We start from the raw sequence: 20284 nt of genomic DNA on the forward strand, positions 1-20284 counted from the left end.
TGTTTGTGCCAATCGTCGGCAAAAGTTTATAAGCGCCGTGTATCGGGTAATGATAGCGTCATGAAACACGTATTCATTGCACTGTTGTGCCTTTTAGCTATCTGGAAAGGTTTTTTCAGCGGACACGGTAAGGTGACGCTGGAGCCGGGTGTTACCGTAACCGAAGCGCCTTATCAACACACATTGGATTCCCCACTGGAATTCCAACACGGTATTCATCATATCACTGCGCTAGCCGAATTCCGGCTGCACGCCAAAGTGCTGTCGCGTGAGGATTACAGCATGGATGAGGGAGCCGAACTGGTTCCAGTAGATTTGGCCTTGGGCTGGCAAAACATGTCGGATGAGCGTGTCCTTCAGGATATTGAAATCAGCCAAAGCGGGCGTTTTTACTGGTGGCGCACGCAAACCCTCCCCATCCCCCGCCACGAAATTGAAACCGAAAGCGCCAATATGCACCTGATCCCGGCAGATGAATCCGTGGAAAAAGCCATCAAGCGCGTCAAACAGGGAGCCATCATTGCGATAGAGGGCTATCTGGTGAATGCCGACCGGCCTGATGGCGGGCGTTGGGAAAGTTCACTGTCGCGTGAGGATAGTGGTCGTGGGGCTTGTGAACTGGTGTGGGTGAAGTCGTTTCAAGTCGTCAAAGGATCGTAGCCCGTTATTTTACATGAACCTAAAGTGCGTGATGTACGTCTTACCTTGAAAATGACGCACTGCAACAAAAATATCATATCAATGGTAAACTTCCTGTTGTAAAGTCATGACAAAGACGATGTTGCTTGGCTTTCTGTCAAAAATTCTCCGATGGACAGCCAAATAGCTCTATTTTTATTCAAGAGTACCTTTAGGTTATGAAAAACTATCTTGTGATGGGTGAAAAATGGGTTCGTGCCATTGTGTTCGCCGACGAACAGGGCGCAGACCGTTACGTCGAGAAAAACTGCGCAAACATTGAGTACAAACGCTATTCCGAAGCGGAATTCAACGAAGCGTATGCCCAAACTGAGCAACGTGTGATGGAATATGGCATTAACGATTACTGGGCCAAAGCCTTGATCATTATCTGCCGTGATGCGCAGGGGAATCGCTTATCGGATTGCTGAGGCTGCCGCTCAGATACACGGTTTCCCCTAAATAATGGACTAATCGTTTTGAACAATCAGAAACGAGAAAGCCCGCATTGCTGCGGGCTTTTCGTATGTCCTGTGATTTCACAGAACTGTAATTTGGTGCCGGGAAGAGGACTCGAACCTCCACGGGGTTGCCCCCACTAATACCTGAAACTAGCGCGTCTACCAATTCCGCCATCTCGGCAATTCACATCAGCATTGCTGCGTGAGAGGCGAAATATATAGACCTTGGCGCATCTTGTCAAACAGGAAAATGCGTTTTTGTTGCACTTTTTTGGTATGCTAGCACCCAATGAAAGCAAACACCGAATTTAGAAGGAACGCGAGTTGAAGTTTAAAGACCCCCATCACCAGCGCGAAGCTGAGAAGTATGAGAACCCCATCCCCAGCCGCGAAGTGATCCTGCAAGTACTGGGTGAAAATGGGCAACCGCTGGATTTCACCTCCCTCGCCGACGCCCTGCACCTCCACGAAGAAATAGACCTCGACGCACTCAAAAAACGCCTACGGGCCATGGAACGCGACGGGCAACTGTTGTTCAACCGCCGCCGCCAATACGTCCCGATTGCCCGCACTGACCTGATCGCTGGGCGCGTGATTGGTCATGCGGATGGCTTCGGCTTCCTCAAACCGGATGATGGCAGCCCGGACTTATTCCTGCACGCCAAACAGATGCGTACCCTCATGCACGGCGACCGTGCTTTGGTCAGCGTGCGCGGCTTAGACCCCAAAGGGCGGCGCGAAGGCGCATTGGTGGAAGTGTTGGAACGCGGCACAACCCAAGTGGTCGGGCGCTATTTCATGGAAGGCGGGATCGGTTTCGTCACTCCCGACAATTCTCGTATCAGCCAAGACATCCTGATCCCACCGGATGCCACCAATGGCGCAACCCACGGACAAATCGTGGTCGCCCAAATTGTTGAGCAGCCTTCCAAACGCGCCCAATCCACCGGCAAAATCATTGAAGTGCTGGGCGACCATATGGCTCCCGGCATGGAAATCAATGTTGCGATCCGCAGCCATGACCTGCCGTTTGAATGGCCTGAAGACGTGATTGAGGCCGCCGACCACTTCACTTTTGAAGTACCGGAAGCCGATAAGGAAGGCCGCATCGACCTGCGCAATGTCGCGCTCATGACCATCGACGGCGAAGACGCGAAAGACTTCGACGACGCCGTATACTGCGAACGCGAAGGCAAAAACTGGCGCTTGCTGGTAGCGATTGCCGACGTATCGCATTACGTGCGCCCCGGCTCGGCGATTGACAAGGAAGCTGTACAGCGCGGCACATCGGTCTATTTCCCCGGCAAAGTCATCCCGATGTTGCCGGAAATCCTCTCCAATGGCCTGTGCTCCATCAACCCGCACGTTGACCGTCTGTGCATGGTTTGCAGCATCCTCATCAACCCCAAGGGCAAGGTGCTGGAATACGAATTCATGGAAGGCATCATGCATTCCGCCGCTCGCCTGACCTACACCAAAGTCGCGAAAATGGTAGTGGATCGTGACATGGAAGCCCGCCGCGAATACCCCCGCGAACTGATGGAACATCTGGACGACCTGTACGAGTTGTACCATGTGCTGGCAGACGCACGCGACAAGCGCGGCGCTATCGACTTTGAAACGGCGGAAACCCGCATCATTTTCGACGCCGAACGCAAGATCGAAGCGATTGTCCCCACCGAACGCAATGATGCGCACAAACTGATCGAAGAGTGCATGATTCTGGCGAACGTCTGCGCGGCACGCTTCCTGTTTGAGAACAAGATTCCAGCCCTGCACCGCACCCACAATGGGCCGAAGGTTGAAAAGCTGGAAGAATTGCGCCAATTCCTCGCAGGCTTGGGGCTTTCCCTTGGCGGCGGTGATGAACCAGACCCGGCAGACTATGCGGAACTGATGGATCGCCTGCATGACCGCCCTGACCAGCACATGATCCAAACCGTGCTGCTGCGTTCCATGTCACAAGCAGTATATAGCCCGGAAGCGACTGGGCATTTCGGCTTGGCGCACCCGTATTACGCGCATTTCACCTCGCCGATCCGCCGTTACCCGGATTTGCTGGTACACCGCGCCATCCGCCACATTGTGCAAGGTGGAACAGCGGCTGACTTTACCTACAGCTTCAACGACATGCAGGCATTGGGGACACATTGTTCCATGACCGAACGCCGTGCCGACGATGCCACCCGTGATGTGACCGCATGGCTGAAGTGCGAATACATGCAAGAACACGTTGGGGAAAATTTCAGTGGCATTATTTCTGGCGTGACAGGCTTTGGGTTGTTCGTGGAATTGAGCGAAATTTACGTGGAAGGCTTGATCCACGTCACTGCCCTGACCGGGGACTACTACCACTTCGACCCGATGCGCCACCAGTTGAGCGGGGAAAATTCCGGGCGCAAATACCGCTTGGGCGACACCATCAATGTCACTGTCGCACGGGTTGACTTGGACGAGCGCAAGATCGACTTCGTACTGGCAAAAGACGAAGCCGATGATGAAGAATCCTCTCCTAAAGGCAGCAAGAAAAAACCTGCCAAGAAACCAGCCAAAAAGAAAGCGAAGTAACCATGTCAAAGTCCATCATTTGCGGCATCCATGCTGTTGAAAGCGCCCTGCGCAATGACGCGGAAAACCTTGGGCAAATCTGGCTAGACAAGCGTATCCGTAACGACCGTCTGAAAAAGCTGGAAAAAATGGCGGAAGAAAGCGGTTTACGCTTACTGGCGGCGGATTCCGATAAGCTCGACAAAATGGCAGGCAATAACCGCCACCAAGGGGTTATCGCGGAATATTACAAGCTCAAGGTGTGGACTGAAAACGACCTCTACGACATGTTGGACGGCTTGGAAGCCCCGCCCTTCCTGCTGGTGTTGGATGGTGTAACCGACCCGCACAACCTCGGCGCGTGTTTACGCACGGCGGAAGGTGCGGGTGTCCATGCCGTGATTGCGCCCAAGGATAATGCTGCCAGCATTACCCCAACGGTGCGCAAAGTAGCATCAGGCGCGGCAGAGATAGTGCCTTTCATACCTGTCACCAACCTTGCCCGCACCTTGGAAACGCTCAAAACACGCGGTATTTGGCTGACTGGCACAAGCGACAAAGCCAAGCAAACGCTGTACCAAGCAGATTTGAAAGGGCCGATGGCTTTGGTGATGGGCGCGGAAGGGGCAGGCATTCGCCGCCTCACCGAAGAGGCTTGCGACTACCTGATTTCCATCCCGATGGCGGGGCAAGTATCAAGCCTGAACGTCTCTGTGGCGACAGGCGTGTGTTTGTTTGAGGCGGTACGGCAACGCAAATAAGCGCCCTTATCGCGGTGCGGGTACGCTGCCATCCGGCTGGTGGTAGTAGTCGTATTTCGAGAGCATGTCATTGGTAAAACGCCATGCTTCGTTATACGACAAGCCACTGTTATCAGGAATGATGACTTTCACGTACAAATCCGTACCGTATTGCGCCTTCAAACCCGCCAATTCGCTTTCGAGCACATCACGCCCTACGCTGCGCTGACCAGCTTCGCCCGGTTTGCGGATGCCGTAACCCCCTTTTTGGTAAACGACTTCCACCACCTGTTTGCCCTTGCTGGAGCGGGCAGGTTTCAGCAGTTTCTGATATTTCTTATCCAACTCGGCGTAACTGCCATTCATGCTGAGCAATTTCTTTTCGCTTTCATCCACTTTGGTGTAAAGGCCAGAAATTTCGGCGTTTTTGCTGCTTAATTCGGTTTGCAAAGCATTCAAAGATTGTTCGCGCAAGCTCAATGAATCCGCCTGTTCACGCGCCAAGGCTTGCAAACGGGTCAACTCGGTTTCCTTATCGGTATTGAGGCTGCGGGCTTGTTCGGTTTCTGCGCGACTGCTCAATAACTCCATTTCCAGTGCGGTACTGCGCTGCTGCAAGTAGTCCAGTTGCTCTTCCAGTGTGGCATTTTCCTTGAGCTGGAATTCTGCCACCTGTGCGGCTTTCTGCGCATCTTGGGCTGACTTTTGCGCTTCCACCTGTGCGGCTTCTTTTGCCTTGACACTGTGTTTCAGGTCATCCAACAGGTTGCGGTTATTCAGCGCCATCATCACGATGACCAGCAAGAATATCTTCAGGATCACCATCATCACGTTACTGAAAGAAGACCAGAAGCCTTCTTCCATCTCTTCTTGCGCCCCCGTCAGGGAGGGAAAACCGCTACTCATGTTTATTTACCTTTGACATCCAAGCGGAAACCTTCACGTACTGACTCGCGGATAATGCGGATATTGTCGCCACTTTGCGCAACCACTGCCTGTAAATCATCCACCGCCAATTGCAGGCGTTCGCCAGCTTGCAGGAAACGGTCTTGCACGAGGGTGATGCTTTCTGCGGCTTTGCGCAGATCGGCTGCCAATACTGCGACATCGTGCAAGATATTATTTTCAGCGTGTTTGAAGCGCGGCAAGATGTACAGCGAGGTAACATCCTCAATATTCGCCAGCAATTGGGTGCGGGCGTCTTGCAAGCGCAAATAGAAGTAGGCAAAAAACACGTAGCAGACAATCGCTGTTACCGTGGTGCTGAGGGAGTTGGACATGCCGCCGATAATGTCCCACATGCTTTTCATGTTATCCGGCGAATTCATCAAGCCTGCCGCGCCCATCAAAGCCACTGCCAGCGACACCACCGTACCCAACACACCCGCCAAAATCAGGATGCTGTTAACAAAGCGTACCAAGGTAAACTGCGCCATTTGGTTAGCAACCAAGGTCGCCGCCAACGCCCCTTGGTTGACGGGTGCTTGCTGACGGACAATGGTTTGCACCGCAAGGTAACGGTTCACCACCAAGGCGGAATCTGACAGGTTGTAGGCCGGGTTTGCCGCATTTTCCTCAACCCGCTTGACGAACTGGTACAAAACATCCTGTTCGTAGCTGTAGTTCAGGAACATGAAAATCATGCGCACCAAACCAAACAGGAAAATCAACAGGATTATGCCATTCAGCACCAACCCCAGTTGCCCCGCCTGCGTGGAAGCAAAGAACGCCGTGACCTGTTCTTTATTGAACAATACAAATGCGCCCAGCAAAAACAGCAGGATCACCATCTGCAACAGGGTCAGGTAGTAGCGGGTCTTAGTCGGTTTCAACATCAGTTTCAAAATCCTTGGTATAAGGCGGACGTGGTATAACTTCGACTGGCACTGGTTCGGAAATGTTCCGCCCCGATGATACCCCTAACTCAGCAAGCCGCCGCACACCCGGTAACACACTGCGCTCCAGTGAACCGAGTGCTTTGTTGTAGGTATCCACACTGCTGCCGAGATTTCGTCCCATACGTTCCATGTGGTCAAGAAAAACCGCCAAGCGTTTGTGCAGCTCCTCGCCTAATTCACGTACTTTTCCGGCATTTTCTGCCAGTACGGTCTGCTTCCAGCCAAAGGCAACGGAACGCAACAAAGCCACCAGCGTAGTCGGGGAAGCCAATACTACCCGGTCATTCAGGGCATCATGCAACAAGGTTTTATCCTGTTCCAGTGCTGCCCCTAAAAATTGTTCGCCGGGAATGAACAACACCACAAAATCAGGCGAATGTTCAAATTGTTCCCAATAACGTTTGCCCGCCAAAGTACGCACATGCTCACGCACATGCCGCGCGTGGCGTTGCAAATGGTGCTTGCGGCTTGCTTCGCTATCGGCATTCACGGCATCAAGGTAAGCATCCATTGGGGCTTTCGCATCAACGATCATTTCGCGTTTGTCCGGCATACGGATCACCATATCCGGGCGGATCGTGCGGTCAGTGTTGCTGCGTTGCGCCTGCTCCACAAAATCACAATGTTCCACCATCCCGGACAATTCTGCAATGCGCCGCAAGCTAAGTTCACCCCATTGCCCGCGTATGCCGGGGACACGCAAGGCCGTAGCCAAACGTCCGGTTTCGTCGCGCAATGCCGACTGGTCGTGCATCATACCGCGAATCTGTTCACTGAGTGTGCCGAAAGTAGCCTGCCGTTCCTTTTCAATCTGACGGATTTGCGCCTCGGTTTTTGTCAGCGCTTCACGGATGGGTTCAACCAAATGCTGGATGGAATGCTGGCGTTGCTCAAGGTCAGCGCGGGATTCCACATGGAAACGCCCCATGGTTTCCTGCGCCAATTGCAGGAACTGGGTATTATTGTCCCGCAAGGCACGCTGCGATAGCGAAGCAAAGGTATTGTGCAAGCGGTCTTGCGCATCATCCAGCATCCGCAAGCGTTCTTCGTTGATTTGCTCTTCGGTCTGCAACTGCAATTGCAAGCGCTCCAGTTCGCGGCGAGCCTGACGCAAGGACGGACTGTAGATCAGATGGGCAGCCAGCAAGCCAAACGCAAACATCACCACGGCGGTGATGAACACGATATGCTGGTCGATAAATGCGCCCAATGGGAAAGGGGGATTGTTAACGCTCACGCTCCGGTAAAGCAATGTTCAATTCCAATACGTCGTAATCTGCGCCTTTTTCAAACTGCACATTGACCTGTTCATCCGTAATCGCCACGTATTTACGGATGACTTCCATGATGTCACGGCGTAATTGGGGCAAGTATTCCGGGCCATTACGGTCGAGGCGTTCATGCGCAATGACAATCTGCAAGCGTTCCTTCGCAACCTTGGCGCTATTGGGCTTGCTCTGCTTAAAGTAATCAAACCATCCCATAGCCATCACCCGAACAACCGTTTGAGGAAACCCTTTTTCTCCACTTCAAGGAAGCGATGAGGCACTGTTTCGCCCAAGAAACGGCGCACGAAATCGTCATACGCTTGCCCAGCATCACTGGTTTTATCCAAAATCACGGGCGTACCACTATTGGATGCCTGCAACACACTTTGCGATTCAGGGACAACACCAATCAGCGGAACGGCGAGGATTTCCAGAATATCTTCCATCCCCAGCATTTCACCGGAAGCCACCCGCGTTGGGGAATAGCGGGTAATCAGCAGGTGTTCGCGCACATTACCGCCCTGCTCGGCCTTTTGGGTCTTGCTTTGCAACAACCCCAAAATACGGTCAGAGTCACGTACCGAAGACACTTCCGGGTTAGTTACCACCACCGCATCGTCAGCAAAATACATTGCCATGTGCGCACCGCGCTCAATACCCGCTGGAGAATCGCACACGATAAAATCGAAACCATCATCGCGCAAACCATCCATGACACGACCGACACCTTCTTGCGTCAATGCGTCTTTATCACGGGTTTGGGATGCTGGTAAAACATGCAGGTTTTCGGTGTGCTTATCGCGGATCAACGCTTGTTTTAGGGAAGCTTCGCCATTGATGACATTTACGAAATCATAGACAACGCGCCGCTCACACCCCATGATCAGGTCAAGGTTACGCAAACCTACGTCAAAGTCGATCACTGCGGTTTTGTAGCCACGCATGGCAAGCCCCGTAGCAAATGCCGCACTGGTTGTCGTTTTGCCGACACCACCTTTGCCCGAAGTTACTACAACTATCCTGCTCAAAAGACGCTCCTTTTATATTATTCAGACTGGAGGGCTAATCCTGCCGTAGACCCATCCAGAATATTAGCAGACACCACCGTTTTTTAGCAAAAAATAGACACGGAATTCAGAACATCGGTGCAATTCTCAGCTTTTCCCCTTCCAACCAGACCATCGCAGGCTGTCCCTTTAGGTCAGTCTCGATTTCATCCAGTAAACGGTAGTTACCGGCAATCGCTACCAGCTCGGCTTCCAATTTCTGGCAAAATATCCGCGCACTGGTATCACCATGGATACCTGCCAATACCCGCCCCCGTAGCGAGCCATAAACATGCACCGAACCGCCCGCGAGAATTTCTGAACCCGCGCTGGTGTGCTGTAACACCACAATATCGCCATCCGGGAAATAGACTTGCTGGCCTGAACGCACCGGGCGCTCAATCACTTCGATGCTTTTACCTGCTGTGACAGGTTCTTGTACCGCAGGACGCCCAGTACGCGGGATTGCGCTCTGGCGGACAGGGCGTAGCATTGCCCACCCCGCCAGCACTGCCTGTTCCTGACAGGCATCGGGAATATTACGGATACCAACAGGTATAAACCCTAAGTCCACAATGGCTTCACGTAACGCTTGAAAATCCAGCCGCTGACAGGCATCGCCCAAGGAACTGCAATCCACCACCAAGGGACTGTTAACGAATAACTGGGGCACACTGTCCCGTTTCTGTTGTAAGCCCTGCCTGACTTTCGCCACATCCGGGGAAGCCAGTTGCAAGACACTCACCAAAGTCATCTCACCCTTGATTTCGACTACATCTGCGGACATTACGTCTACTCCTGTCAATCATGAACCCATCATCCTTCGATAACAAATCTGACGAATGGTACTGTATGTGACTATAAATTAGGCAAATCAATTTTATCTTTAGGCCATGTTAATTTATAATCAAGGCTACAGCGAACAAAAAAAATTCACTTTGCAAATTTTGTGTTGGGGCTTAACACTATGTATAGGGGCGTATGTTTGTCACTTAAATTCAGTGGCGTGGTAGTTGTCACCATGCTTTCCACCCTTCCGCTTAGTAGTCACGCCGATACCGCGAGCCTTCCTACGCCTGTCATCGCCAGCTATTCCGCGTCCGGCTCAGCACAAGAGCCATCATCTTCCCAGTTCTCCATTGCCAGCGCTTTGTTGGGGCATCCCGCCAATAATGACGACATAAAACGCGGCCTAGAACAGATGGAACAGTCAGCGGGACAAGGTTACGCGCCTGCACTGTTTGAGCTTGCCAATTTCTACGAAAATGGTGTGCATGTAAAGCAGGATGTCAGCAAAGCGGCTAATCTTTATGAACAAGCGGCAGTTCAAGGTTATGTTGACGCCCAATACAACCTCGCCCTGCTGCAACTTAAGCCACCCAAAGACATTACCAAAGCCCGTTACTGGTTCGAAAAAGCCGCCCAACAAAAAGATACCGAAGCCCAATACAACCTTGCCCTGCTGTTTGACACCCCGGAAAACGGGATCGCTGACCCGCTAGAAGCCACCCATTGGTTTACCCAAGCTGCCCAAAATGGGCACAAAGACGCCCAATTTGATCTGGGCGTGCGTTACCTGAAAGGCACAGCATTGCCCGTCAATCTCTCCCAAGCCGCGTACTGGTTCAGCCGTGCTGCTGAACAAAATGACCCTGCCGCCGCCTTTAATCTGGCACTGCTGTACGAAGACGGGCAAGGGATCGCCAAAAGCCTAGATAAAGCCATCTACTGGTATCGCAAGGCCGCGCAACTCGGCGAAGCGGGCGCACAATACAACCTTGGCATCAAATACCTGATGGGCGAAGGCGTGCAGCAAGACCACACCAAAGCCATTGAGTGGATACGCAAAGCAGCAGACGGCGGCAACCCGGCAGCGCAGTACACCGTGGGTTATATGTACGATCAGGGCATGGATTTCCCCAAAGACGACGAAATGGCTTTGTATTGGTATCGCCAGTCGGCGGAACAGAATTACCCCGATGCCCAATTCGCACTGGCACTGATGTTTTCCAAGGGGCAAGGCGTTGCCGCTGACAATGAGGAGGCCATCAAATGGTTCCGCAAAGCCGCTGACACTAATCACGCCGGGGCAGAATTTAACCTTGGCACGTACATGGCGCACGGCATCGGCACGGCAAAAGACCTGCCAACTGCCGCTTACTGGCTCTCGCTGGCGGCTAACCAAGGCTATGAACACGCTGCCGCCAACCGCGATTATGTCTTGCAACTGCTGACCCCAGAAGAGCACGACGAACTCACCCACCGTTTGGAAACCGCCGCCAAAACCGTACAGCATCAGGACAAGCAAGCCTCCATCCAGTAGAATGCAGGGCTTTAAGAAAATAAGCCCGCATCCATGTCTGCATTGCTCAAGCCCCAATATCCTGCCGCTCCCAATGGCATTATCCGCTGGGGACAACTGTACGGTTGTTCCCATGAATGGCTGATCGCCCAGTCCGCCCAAGGCTTTGACGGCTTGTTGCTGCTGGCAGTGCCGGATGTACATACTGCTTACCAGATGGAATCGGCGTTGCAATTTTTCGCACCGGAAATTCCGCGCCACATTTTCCCGGATTGGGAAACCCTGCCCTACGACGTATTTTCACCGCATGAAGACATCATTTCCGAACGCCTGAAAACGCTGGCGACGCTGCAAAACCTGAAGCGCGGCATCTTGATTGTGCCCGCCACCACGCTGTTACACCGCCTTGCACCGACCAGTTACGTGCACGGACATACCTTCGTGGTACGCAAAGGTTCGCCGCTCGACATCGACAAATTACGCAAACAACTGGAAGAAGCAGGCTACCGCAACGTCAGCCAAGTGATGGCACACGGCGAATACGCCACCCGTGGTTCGCTAGTGGACTTGTTCCCGATGGGCAGCACTACGCCCTACCGGATTGACCTGTTTGACGACGAAATTGATTCAATCCGCACCTTTTCGCCAGAAACGCAGCGCACCGATGCCGTGGTGGACAGTATCGAACTGCTGCCAGCGCGGGAATTTCCGCTGGATGAGTCAGGAATTCGCACTTTCCGCCAAAACTATCGGGCGCAAGTTGAAGGCGATTTGACCCGCAGCCGCATTTACGAAGGGGTGAGTCAGGGCAAGCCGCCAGCGGGGATTGAGTATTACTTGCCGCTGTTCTTTGAGCATACTGCGACGCTGTTTGATTACTTGCCGAAGAAAACACTACTGGTACTCGCTGAGGGTGTGGATGCGGCGGTTAAGCAGTTTTGGGAGACGGTGGAGTATCGGTATGAGCAGCGGCGGCATGATATTGAACGTCCATTGCTTGCGCCGGAGAAATTGTTTCTGACAGCGGCGATGCTGCAAAGCTGGGTGGGGGATTATCCAAGGGTTGAGGTTCAAAGATTTAAAGAAACCCCTCCCGGCCTCCCCTTATCAGGGGAGGAGAAAGAAGCTCCTCTCTCCAGTCCCTCCCCTGATAAGGGGAGGTTAGGAGGGGTTTCTTCAATCAACTACCCCATCGCCGCCCTCCCCTCGCTGCTCATCCACGCCCGCCAAGAGCAGCCGCTGTTCCTGCTGTTCAACTTCCTCAAAGACCTGAAAGGGCGCGTACTATTCACCGCCGAATCTGCCGGGCGGCGCGAAGCCTTCCTCACCCTGCTGAAAGACAACGGTATCGCGGTCAAAACGCTGGAAACCTGGCAGGATTTCCTCAACAGCAAAGCCGAAATGGCGGTTACAGTCGCGCCGCTGGAAAACGGTTTCTGGCTACCCGATGCGAAGATTGCGGTCATTCCCGAAAACCTGCTGCACGGGGTGCAAATCCAGCAGCAACGCCGTCGCCGCAAAGCTACCCGTGATGCCGATGCCATTATCCGCAACCTCACCGACCTCAACGAAGGCGCACCCGTGGTACACGAGGAACACGGGGTCGGGCGGTATCTGGGGCTGGAAACGGTCACGGCGGGCGGGGTGACGGCGGAATATTTGCTGATCGAATACGCCAACCACGACAAGCTGTACGTCCCCGTTGCCGCGCTACATCTGGTCAGCCGTTACACCGGGGCAGACCCGGAACACGCGCCCTTGCACCGCCTCGGCAATGAGCAGTGGGACAAGGCGCGGCAAAAAGCGGCGGAAAAAGCCCGCGATGTGGCGGCGGAATTGCTCGACATCCACGCCCGCCGTGCCGCGCAACAGGGGCATAGCTTCCCGTTTGACGACAACGATTACCGCCTGTTTGCGGGCGCGTTCCCGTTTGAGGAAACGCCGGATCAGGCACTGGCGATTGAAAACGTGATCAAGGACATGCGTTCCGCGCAGCCGATGGATCGGGTGGTGTGCGGCGACGTGGGTTTCGGCAAGACCGAAGTGGCAATGCGGGCGGCGTTCGTGGCGGCAAATGCGGGCAAGCAGGTGGCGATGATTGCGCCGACCACCTTGCTGGCTCAGCAGCATTTGAACAATTTCCGTGACCGTTTTGCCGACTGGCCGTTCAATATCGAATCGCTGTCACGCTTCAAGACTGGCAAAGAAACCAGCAAGGCATTGGAGGCACTCGCCTCCGGCAAGATCGACATCGTGATCGGTACGCACAAGCTGTTGCAGGACGATGTGCATTTCAAGCAACTGGGGCTGGTGATTATCGACGAGGAACACCGTTTCGGGGTGCGCGACAAAGAGCAGATGAAAAAGCTGCGTGCCAATGTCGATATGTTGACCATGACCGCCACGCCGATTCCGCGCACGCTGAATATGTCGCTGTCGGGCTTGCGTGATTTGTCGATCATTGCCACCCCGCCGACGCAACGCCACGCGATCAAAACTTTTGTGTGCGAGTGGAACAAGACCATCATTCAGGAAGCATGTGCGCGGGAATTGTCACGCGGCGGGCAAGTGTATGTGCTGCACAATGAGGTCAAAACCATCGACAAGGTGGAGCAGGAACTCAGCGCGATGTTGCCCGGTGTGACGGTGCGCCATGCCCACGGGCAGATGCGGGCGAATGAGCTGGAAAACATCATGAGCGATTTTTACCACCAGCGTTTCCAGATTCTGATTGCGACCACCATCATTGAAAGCGGCATCGACGTGCCGACCGCCAACACGATCCTGATCAACCGTGCCGACAAGCTGGGGCTGGCGCAATTGCACCAGTTGCGCGGGCGGGTCGGGCGTTCGCACCACCGCGCTTATGCCTATCTGATTGCGCCGCCGAAATCCGCGCTCACGCCGGATGCGGTCAAGCGGCTGGAAGCAATTGAATCGCTGGAAGAACTGGGGGTCGGTTTCACGCTGGCGACGCACGATCTGGAGATTCGCGGCGCAGGCGAATTGCTCGGCGAAGGGCAAAGCGGGCAGATTCAGGAAATCGGTTTCAACCTCTACAACGACCTGCTGGAACGCGCGGTGAAGGCGTTGAAATCGGGCAAAGTGCCGGAATTGAGCGCCACCAGCCGCCGTACCACGGTGGAATTGGGTGCGCCTGCGCTGATCCCGGACGATTATTTGCCGGATGTCCATGCGCGGCTGATCCTCTACAAACGCATTGCCAGCGCGGAATCGCAGGCGGCACTGGACGAATTGCGGGTGGAAATGATCGACCGCTTCGGGCTGCTGCCAGAGCCGACCAAAACGCTGTTCAGCGTCACGCGGGTCAAGCTGCTGGCGCAAGAACTGGGCATCCGCAAGCTGGATATGCACGTCAAGGGTGGGCGGATTATCTTTGACGACAAACCGAATATTGACCCGATGAAGGTGATTACCCTGATCCAGAAACGCCCGTGGGTGTTTAAGCTGGATGGGCAGGATAAGTTAAGGTTTGAAATCGAACTCCCGACCGTGGAGGAGCGGGAGGAGTGGGTGGTTAAGTTGATGGGGGAGATTGGAGCGTGAATTACTTCAGCCGGAACGTATTTATCACCAACGATAAACATACTCTCCATTATTGGTTATGAGATCAAGTTGTTCTTGAAATTGGGATTTCCACTTACTAGTTCTTTCATCATAGTAACCTACTTTTTCACGGTCACGCATCCACTCATGATCAGGCATATATGTATGGCAATCAGGGCATAAAAGTGAAAGATTTTCCACATGATGTGTTCCCAAATCACATCGGGGAATAATATGATGAATATGAGATTGGGACAGTGTTAGCTGTTTCCCACAACGTTGACAAAGGCTCTGCTCGCGCTCATGGACAATTCTTCGCCTAATCTTCCAGTCTGGGGGATCAAGCTCTGGGTATTCTTGATCTAACTCTGATAGGTAATCGTATTGATGCCAGAATTTCTTATCGCTAAGCCAACAAATACTTATATCTTTGTTTTTACGCAAGAAAGCGAATTTATATTGATTTAAAGCATGAAAGTGATAGAGTTTGTTAGTATCAATTGATGGATTATCCATTATGTAATCGTGAAGAATACGAGACAGTGTTTGCTCTTCAGGAAGGAAAGGTATGTACGGGTAAGTTTCAGCAAGCTCACGAAGTTCCATATTTCTCCATGCCGAACCAGCAGCCATCGTTGCCTCACGCTGTGCATATTGAGAACGAATAAGTGTTCTTGTCGCTTGATCATGCCTTTCTAATTCTTCTTGCAATTCAGTATAGTGAACCTGAATTTGCTTCAGCTTATTTGTGCTAAAAGAGAGTTCATCCGTGACCTTTTCAAGTTTTTTATTAGCCTGCTCACGGTCGTTACGCAGAGACAAGATATATATGACTGCGGCAATTATTACAAGAAATAAAGGGGCAACAATATCCTTCACTTGTTTAACCCATCATTTCTTGTCCATAGCGGAGCATGACAGATCAACTTTCATTCCGCAATGCTCGCACATTTTCCAACGACAATCCTGTTTTTTGTGCAATCGTTTCATCATCCAGCACATCCAACAAATTGCGGGCAATTTCCACTGTCTTTTTTTGCTCGCCTTCATCCCGCGCTGTATCCGTCACATTCTTCAAATCACGATAATATTTCAAGCTATCTTCGTAGGCTTGACGCTCGGCAGGATTAAAGCAGGCAATTTGCGCCGCCTCAAATAACTTGAGGAATATTGCTTCATGCAAAACAGGCGGGATTTCCTGCATTTCGTGCAAGTGCCTGAATATATACAGCCATTTGTCTTGAGTCGTATGCAGTTCATCCAGCGACTTATTAAAATGGGGAAGTGTCAGGTAAATAAATGTCAGCTTGTCGTAAAACACATGCCCATTCTGGTTCTTAAGCTGGATGGTGTGAATCACTTCCTTATCATGGGTTTCCCGATCTTCCTCAAACACAAAATCAAGGATACCAATGGTATAAACCGCCGCCAGCTTATAATCCCAATCACCGCGCTGTGCCTGCTCCTGAATCGGAAACGTGGCGTAATACAGGCTGCGATCCTTGAAAAAATTCTGCTTGGCTTTCTGCAACTCGACAATGAAACGTTCACCCGTCGGGCTGATGCAATTCAGGTCAAAAATAGCTTTGCGGTCAAGCGCGGTGTAGCCCTGATGTTCATTGCGGGTGTACTGCAAGTCCTGAATCCGGTGTTTTTCTGGCAGCAGCGTATTCAGGAAGCTGATCAGCAATTCCTTGTGCGGTTCTTCCCCAAACAACTTCTTGAAACCGAAGTCAGTGAAGGGGTTGATGTACTTGTCCTGCATAGTGCCGACCTACCGAAGTGATGACTGTAGGACTGTGATTTTAGCACAAACCCAACTGACAGCGATGCGACAAGTTGCAGGGCATGAGCACCATACATCCAGCCACAGGCCGCGTAAATCCTTTAGCTTTTGCAATTCGTACAAAGCCCCTTATACTAACTGTCAACACAGTTTTCGGGACGACGACACCATGCAAACCTTGGAGCAACAAATCGCCCAACAGACTCGCAGCTTGCCTGAAAGTGCCCAGCGCGAAGTATTGCACTACATCGAATTCATTCGCAGCCGCTACCCTGTCAAACCAGCCACCAAAACTGCTGGTAAACGCAAAACCAGTTGGAGCGATACGCCACTCTACGGCTTATGGCAAGACCGCGCAGAAATGGCAGACCCAGCCGCTTACGTCCGCCACCTGCGGAGATCACGCTTTTGATTTTGGTTGATACCGATGTACTGATTTGGGTAACACGCAAAAACCCGCAAGCGAGTACGTTTCTGGACAGCTTCGATGATCTCGCCATTTCTGACGTGACCTACATGGAACTGATTCAGGGTGCAAAAAACAAGCGTGAAGCCCAAGCCATCGACAAAACACTCAAAAACATGGCGGTATCACGCTTGCCAATCAATGACAGCATTTCAGAACGCGCCGTAGCATTGGTTCGCCGCTATTTCCATAGCCATTCCATGCAACTTGCTGACGCACTGATTGCAGCAACCGCGTTGGAATACGGGCTGGCGTTGGCGACGGGAAATGCCAAACACTTTGAAGTTGTTGATGGCTTACAACTACACAAATACACCCCACAGCCCACCGCGACGTAGTATGTCCACCTCAGCAGAGAATTCCAGCAGTTCCAAAAAGTACGTATTGACTGACCCAAAATACCAACTCAAAACATTCGTGGAGGTATGGCGTAATGAGCAGAAGCGATTAGCCTGCAAATTATGCCGCAGCCGCTGATATTTGCCTGTTTTGACAAGCACTTGAATGATGCTGCCAAAGCACTGGGGATGACAGTGCTGGCAGCAACTAACCCAACGTAGGGATAAGCGAAAGCAAATTACTGCCAGCCCTACTTCCGCATCTTGGCAAGCGCTGCTGCCAGTGCATCCCCCATCGCCGAATTGGTCGCCAGTGCCGGGTCTTTAGCAGGCTTTTTAGGGGCTTGCGGCTTGTGGGTTTGCGGTGCATCTTGCCTGCGGTCGCGCTGTTGGCGTGAGCGTTCCTGTGGGGTGGCTTGCGGTTTACGCACGTCGCTATTGGCAGCGGCTGCGGCGACGGGTTCGAGTTTCATGGTCAGGGAAATGCGCTTGCGTTGCACGTCGACTTCTTCCACGCGCACTTTGACCACATCGCCAGTACGCACAACTTCACGTGGGTCTTTGATGAATTTGTTGGTGAGCTGGGAAATGTGCACGAGGCCATCCTGATGCACGCCGATGTCGACGAATGCGCCAAAATTCGCCACGTTGGTGACAACACCTTCGAGGATCATGCCGGGTTGCAGGTCGGCGAGGGCATTCACGCCATCGCGGAAGGTAGCGGTGACGAATTCAGGGCGCGGGTCACGACCGGGTTTTTCGAGTTCCGCCAAAATGTCGCGGATGGTGGGCAAACCGAATTGCTCGGTGACGTAATCCGACGGTTTGAGCTGGCTGACGAATTCGCTGTTACCAACCAACTCGGCTAGCGGATGGCGGTTGACAGCAGCAATCTGCTCGACCAGCGTGTAGGCTTCCGGGTGGACAGCAGAGGCATCCAGCGGGTGTTCACCATCACGGATGCGCAAGAAGCCCGCAGCTTGTTCAAAGGTTTTTGCCCCCAAGCGCGATACTTTCTTCAACTGGTTGCGGTTGCGGAACGCGCCATTGTCATTGCGGAACGCCACGATATTCTCGGCAATGCCTTGGTTGAGGCCGGAAACCCGCGCCAACAGCGCCGCAGACGCCATATTCACATCCACACCGACCGCGTTTACGCAGTCTTCGACCACCGTGCCCAAACTGCGTGCCAGTTCTGGCTGGTTTACGTCGTGTTGGTATTGGCCTACGCCGATGGATTTCGGGTCGATTTTCACCAGTTCAGCGAGCGGGTCTTGCAAGCGGCGGGCAATGGATACTGCACCACGGATCGACACGTCCAGCAGCGGGAATTCTTTCGCCGCCAGTTCCGATGCGGAATACACCGAAGCGCCCGCTTCCGACACCATGACTTTGGAGAGTTTCAGTTCTGGGTGGCGCTTGATCAAATCAGCCGCCAACTGGTCGGTTTCGCGGGAAGCCGTGCCATTACCAATGCTGACCAAATCAACATTGTATTTGCCGCACAATTCGGCAAGCACCGCGATGGATTGATCCCACTGCTTTTTCGGCACGTGCGGGTAAATGGTGGCGAAATCCAGCAGCTTGCCGGTCGCATCCACCACTGCCACTTTCACCCCAGTACGCAAGCCGGGGTCAAGCCCCATCGTGGCACGCGCCCCCGCTGGAGCCGCCAGCAACAAATCTTTGAGGTTGGTGGCAAACACACGGATGGCTTCGGCTTCAGCCTGTTCGCGCAAACGCAGGTTCAGGTCGGTGCTTAGACGGCTGTGCAATTTCACTTTCCATGTCCAACGCACTGTGTCGAGCAACCAACGGTCTGCCGCCCTGCCCTGATCACGGATATTGAAAGCGCGGGCAATCTGGTCTTCACACGGATGGCTCAAACCTTCGGCAACCGGCACATCCAGCTTAAGGTCAAGGATGCCTTCATTGCGCCCCCGGAACAGCGCCAAAGCGCGATGGGAAGGGATTTTGTGCAAGGCTTCGCCATACGCAAAGTAATCGGCAAATTTCTGCCCTTCCTGTTCCTTGCCCTCAATCACGCTGGCTTCAAAACTACCCTGCTCCCACAAGTATTCGCGCAAGTTGCCACTCAGTTCAGCATTTTCAGCAAAGGTTTCCATCAGGATTTGACGTGCACCATCCAGCACCGCTTTGGTGTCGGCGAATTCCATCTCAGGGTTGAGGTACTTTACCGCTTCGGTTTCCGGGTCAAGCTGCGGGTTTTCCAGCAAAGCATCTGCCAACGGCTGGATACCGGCCTCCCGCGCAATCATCGCCTTGGTACGGCGCTTAGGCTTGTACGGCAGGTAAATGTCTTCGAGTTCGGTACGGGTTTGCGCTTGCAATACCTGCGCCTCCAGTTCCGGCGACAACTTGCCCTGTTCGCGGATGGAATGCAGCACGGTTTCACGGCGCTTTTCCAACTCACGCAGGCTACCTAAGCGGGTTTCGAGGTAACGCAGTTGCGTGTCATCCAAACCGCCAGTCTTTTCTTTGCGGTAGCGGGCAATAAACGGAACAGTAGAACCTTCATCCAGCAACTCGACAGCGGCGGTCACTTGTTTCTCGTTGACTGCCAATTCGGTGGCGATGCGGGCAAGGATAGTTTGCATACAAAACTCATAGTCGTGATCAATCGTGCGCATGATAAGCAAAAGCGGCTGACTCCGAAACCGTTATGGCATAAATGGAGCCAATAAATAGGCATCATCGGTTAACCGGGTAAAAAATTAACCTCTTACCAACTGCCTTAATGCGCGATAAGGTAACAACCGAAGCCAACGTAAACCCCATTCATGGCTTCGTCATTTATCATAATTTTTTTTAATCTAACATAAGGAAAGTGTCATGCTGAATAAATTCAAAATGCTGTTCATCGGCTGTTTGCTCATTGGTGGCGGTTTGTCTGCCCAAGCAGTTTCCGCTAATGGTGGTGGTTGCAATACAGGTTGCGCCCATCCGGTGGTCTCTGTCCGCCCGGTAATTCACCCACCTGTGGTACACCACTTCGTGCGCCCCGCGCCGCGTCCGGTTGTGCATCACCACGTTGTGATCCACCGCCCGGTTGTGCATCACCCACACCGTCCAGTTGTGCGTCACCTGCCAGCCCCGCGTCCAGCTTGTAACCGTGGTTGCCACTAAGCACTAAAAAACGAAAGCCTCCGGTTCGCTTAGGCCGATA

At 52.9% G+C, this 20284-nt stretch carries 18 protein-coding genes and 1 tRNA gene; 9 read left to right on the forward strand and 10 right to left on the reverse strand.

All coding sequences use genetic code 11. From position 1 onward, the window contains the following. Positions 1 to 60: 60 nt before the first annotated feature. Complete coding sequence (locus PHE17_RS07650) at positions 61 to 660, forward strand: hypothetical protein (RefSeq protein WP_301015240.1); 600 nt, start codon at positions 61 to 63, stop codon at positions 658 to 660. A 197-nt stretch (positions 661 to 857) separates the two neighbouring features. Beyond that, entirely contained in the window at positions 858 to 1109 is a 252-nt protein-coding gene (locus PHE17_RS07655; protein ID WP_301015241.1) for a hypothetical protein, read from the forward strand. Positions 1110 to 1233: 124 nt separating this feature from the next. Here PHE17_RS07655 and PHE17_RS07660 read toward each other — a convergent pair. Continuing rightward, a tRNA-Leu gene (locus PHE17_RS07660) sits at positions 1234 to 1320 on the reverse strand. A gap of 143 nt (positions 1321 to 1463) precedes the next feature. Here PHE17_RS07660 and rnr point away from each other — a divergent pair. Both rnr and rlmB read left to right on the forward strand, forming a co-directional pair. After that, positions 1464 to 3707: a ribonuclease R gene (gene rnr, locus PHE17_RS07665; protein ID WP_301015242.1), complete on the forward strand. Its 2244-nt coding sequence runs from the start codon at positions 1464 to 1466 to the stop codon at positions 3705 to 3707. A gap of 2 nt (positions 3708 to 3709) precedes the next feature. Further along, positions 3710 to 4447, forward strand: a complete 738-nt coding sequence (gene rlmB, locus PHE17_RS07670) for a 23S rRNA (guanosine(2251)-2'-O)-methyltransferase RlmB (RefSeq protein WP_301015243.1) — start codon at positions 3710 to 3712, stop codon at positions 4445 to 4447. Positions 4448 to 4453: 6 nt separating this feature from the next. On the opposite strand, the gene PHE17_RS07675 is transcribed toward rlmB, so the two are convergent. The 6 genes from PHE17_RS07675 to minC all read right to left on the reverse strand — a co-directional run bounded on the left by PHE17_RS07675 (position 4454) and on the right by minC (position 9425). Then, on the reverse strand, positions 4454 to 5332 hold the full coding sequence (locus PHE17_RS07675) for a hypothetical protein (RefSeq protein ID WP_301015244.1): 879 nt from the start codon (positions 5330 to 5332) through the stop codon (positions 4454 to 4456). Between the two features lie 2 nt (positions 5333 to 5334). Further along, positions 5335 to 6261, reverse strand: coding sequence for a hypothetical protein (locus PHE17_RS07680; protein ID WP_301015245.1), 927 nt, complete (start codon positions 6259 to 6261; stop codon positions 5335 to 5337). Further along, a complete protein-coding gene (rmuC, locus tag PHE17_RS07685) occupies positions 6245 to 7561 on the reverse strand; it encodes a DNA recombination protein RmuC (protein ID WP_301015246.1) in 1317 nt (438 codons plus the stop codon). Before rmuC ends, PHE17_RS07680 begins: the two co-directional genes overlap by 17 nt. Then, positions 7551 to 7808: a cell division topological specificity factor MinE gene (gene minE, locus PHE17_RS07690; protein WP_301015247.1), complete on the reverse strand. Its 258-nt coding sequence runs from the start codon at positions 7806 to 7808 to the stop codon at positions 7551 to 7553. Before minE ends, rmuC begins: the two co-directional genes overlap by 11 nt. 5 nt (positions 7809 to 7813) lie before the next feature. Then, positions 7814 to 8620 carry a septum site-determining protein MinD gene (gene minD, locus PHE17_RS07695; protein WP_301015248.1) on the reverse strand — a complete coding sequence of 269 codons (807 nt, stop codon included), beginning with the start codon at positions 8618 to 8620 and terminating at the stop codon, positions 7814 to 7816. Between the two features lie 106 nt (positions 8621 to 8726). Next, positions 8727 to 9425 (reverse strand): septum site-determining protein MinC, encoded by a 699-nt coding sequence (gene minC, locus PHE17_RS07700; RefSeq protein WP_301015249.1) that lies wholly within the window; start codon positions 9423 to 9425, stop codon positions 8727 to 8729. 198 nt (positions 9426 to 9623) lie between these two features. Here minC and PHE17_RS07705 point away from each other — a divergent pair, with 198 nt between their 5' ends. Then, positions 9624 to 10961 carry a tetratricopeptide repeat protein gene (locus PHE17_RS07705; RefSeq protein ID WP_301015250.1) on the forward strand — a complete coding sequence of 446 codons (1338 nt, stop codon included), beginning with the start codon at positions 9624 to 9626 and terminating at the stop codon, positions 10959 to 10961. Between the two features lie 33 nt (positions 10962 to 10994). After that, positions 10995 to 14507, forward strand: coding sequence for a transcription-repair coupling factor (gene mfd, locus PHE17_RS07710; protein WP_301015251.1), 3513 nt, complete (start codon positions 10995 to 10997; stop codon positions 14505 to 14507). Positions 14508 to 14531: 24 nt separating this feature from the next. Here the strand turns inward: mfd and PHE17_RS07715 are convergent, their stop codons facing one another. Both PHE17_RS07715 and PHE17_RS07720 read right to left on the reverse strand, forming a co-directional pair. Further along, positions 14532 to 15386: an HNH endonuclease signature motif containing protein gene (locus PHE17_RS07715; protein WP_301015252.1), complete on the reverse strand. Its 855-nt coding sequence runs from the start codon at positions 15384 to 15386 to the stop codon at positions 14532 to 14534. A gap of 43 nt (positions 15387 to 15429) precedes the next feature. Then, positions 15430 to 16272 (reverse strand): Rpn family recombination-promoting nuclease/putative transposase, encoded by an 843-nt coding sequence (locus PHE17_RS07720; RefSeq protein ID WP_301015253.1) that lies wholly within the window; start codon positions 16270 to 16272, stop codon positions 15430 to 15432. Between the two features lie 190 nt (positions 16273 to 16462). On the opposite strand from PHE17_RS07720, the gene PHE17_RS07725 reads away from it, so the two are divergent. Both PHE17_RS07725 and PHE17_RS07730 read left to right on the forward strand, forming a co-directional pair. Further along, entirely contained in the window at positions 16463 to 16705 is a 243-nt protein-coding gene (locus PHE17_RS07725; RefSeq protein ID WP_301015254.1) for a DUF2281 domain-containing protein, read from the forward strand. Continuing rightward, entirely contained in the window at positions 16702 to 17097 is a 396-nt protein-coding gene (locus PHE17_RS07730) for a type II toxin-antitoxin system VapC family toxin (RefSeq protein WP_301015255.1), read from the forward strand. Before PHE17_RS07725 ends, PHE17_RS07730 begins: the two co-directional genes overlap by 4 nt. Positions 17098 to 17348: 251 nt before the next feature. Here the strand turns inward: PHE17_RS07730 and PHE17_RS07735 are convergent, their stop codons facing one another. Next, on the reverse strand, positions 17349 to 19715 hold the full coding sequence (locus PHE17_RS07735; RefSeq protein ID WP_301015256.1) for a Tex family protein: 2367 nt from the start codon (positions 19713 to 19715) through the stop codon (positions 17349 to 17351). A gap of 235 nt (positions 19716 to 19950) precedes the next feature. On the opposite strand from PHE17_RS07735, the gene PHE17_RS07740 reads away from it, so the two are divergent. Beyond that, positions 19951 to 20244, forward strand: coding sequence for a hypothetical protein (locus PHE17_RS07740; protein ID WP_301015257.1), 294 nt, complete (start codon positions 19951 to 19953; stop codon positions 20242 to 20244). Positions 20245 to 20284 lie beyond the last annotated feature (40 nt).

The organism is Thiothrix sp., from assembly GCF_028714775.1.
In the GTDB taxonomy this organism is placed as follows: Bacteria; Pseudomonadota; Gammaproteobacteria; order Thiotrichales; family Thiotrichaceae; genus Thiothrix.

What these genes read in the sequence shown, in the direction of transcription:
- mfd (WP_301015251.1), top strand. Translation starts at nt 10,995, where the DNA reads ATGTCTGCATTGCTCAAGCCCCAATATCCTGCCGCTCCCAATGGCATT.
- minE (WP_301015247.1), bottom strand. Translation starts at nt 7,808, where the DNA reads ATGGGATGGTTTGATTACTTTAAGCAGAGCAAGCCCAATAGCGCCAAG.
- PHE17_RS07650 (WP_301015240.1), top strand. Translation starts at nt 61, where the DNA reads ATGAAACACGTATTCATTGCACTGTTGTGCCTTTTAGCTATCTGGAAA.
- PHE17_RS07725 (WP_301015254.1), top strand. Translation starts at nt 16,463, where the DNA reads ATGCAAACCTTGGAGCAACAAATCGCCCAACAGACTCGCAGCTTGCCT.
- PHE17_RS07720 (WP_301015253.1), bottom strand. Translation starts at nt 16,272, where the DNA reads ATGCAGGACAAGTACATCAACCCCTTCACTGACTTCGGTTTCAAGAAG.
- PHE17_RS07735 (WP_301015256.1), bottom strand. Translation starts at nt 19,715, where the DNA reads ATGCAAACTATCCTTGCCCGCATCGCCACCGAATTGGCAGTCAACGAG.
- PHE17_RS07675 (WP_301015244.1), bottom strand. Translation starts at nt 5,332, where the DNA reads ATGAGTAGCGGTTTTCCCTCCCTGACGGGGGCGCAAGAAGAGATGGAA.
- PHE17_RS07740 (WP_301015257.1), top strand. Translation starts at nt 19,951, where the DNA reads ATGCTGAATAAATTCAAAATGCTGTTCATCGGCTGTTTGCTCATTGGT.
- rlmB (WP_301015243.1), top strand. Translation starts at nt 3,710, where the DNA reads ATGTCAAAGTCCATCATTTGCGGCATCCATGCTGTTGAAAGCGCCCTG.
- PHE17_RS07655 (WP_301015241.1), top strand. Translation starts at nt 858, where the DNA reads ATGAAAAACTATCTTGTGATGGGTGAAAAATGGGTTCGTGCCATTGTG.
- PHE17_RS07680 (WP_301015245.1), bottom strand. Translation starts at nt 6,261, where the DNA reads ATGTTGAAACCGACTAAGACCCGCTACTACCTGACCCTGTTGCAGATG.
- minC (WP_301015249.1), bottom strand. Translation starts at nt 9,425, where the DNA reads ATGTCCGCAGATGTAGTCGAAATCAAGGGTGAGATGACTTTGGTGAGT.